The 547-nt window shown below is 50.6% G+C and carries 1 protein-coding gene; it reads right to left on the bottom strand.

Annotation, left to right across the window (positions count from 1 at the left end; translation table 11 throughout):
- A partial coding sequence (locus tag R7Z47_RS26405) for a site-specific tyrosine recombinase XerD (protein WP_318130971.1) occupies positions 1 to 547 on the bottom strand: 547 nt, incomplete at both ends.

Here is a 547-nt window from a genome sequence, read left to right as displayed (position 1 = left end):
GTGAGTATAAATTTGCGTGGTCGATAAGTCACTATGCCCTAGCAGCATCTGTACGACCCTGAGATCTGCGCCATAGTTCAATAAATGCGTTGCAAACGCGTGGCGTAAAACGTGCGGCGACAGCTGGTCGGTATCGATGCCAGCAATGACAGCATAGTATTTGATACGATGCCAAAACGTCTGACGAGTCATTTGGCGTGCTCGTTTACTTGGGAATACCACATCGGAAGACGTTTCTCCCAATAATGCAGGGCGACCTTGCTGGATGAATGTTTCAATCCAATCGATCGCATTCTCCCCCATCGGCACCAAACGTTCCTTGCCACCTTTACCCGTCACACGCACGACGCCTTGACGTAAACTGATGTTTTCCATCGTCAGGCTGACGAGTTCTGTCACACGCAACCCAGTCGCGTACAACAACTCAAGCATGGCTTTATCGCGCAGTTCTACCGGATCATTAGGATCTGGCGCGTCCAAAAGTGCGTCCACTTGCTCTTCGCTGATGTCTTTCGGTAAGCGTTGTGGCAATTTCGGGCTGACCAAC

The organism is Vibrio sp. 1641 (genome assembly GCF_033339995.1).
Lineage (GTDB): Bacteria > Pseudomonadota > Gammaproteobacteria > Enterobacterales > Vibrionaceae > Vibrio > Vibrio alginolyticus.
This window is presented reverse-complemented; position numbering and strand designations above follow the sequence as displayed.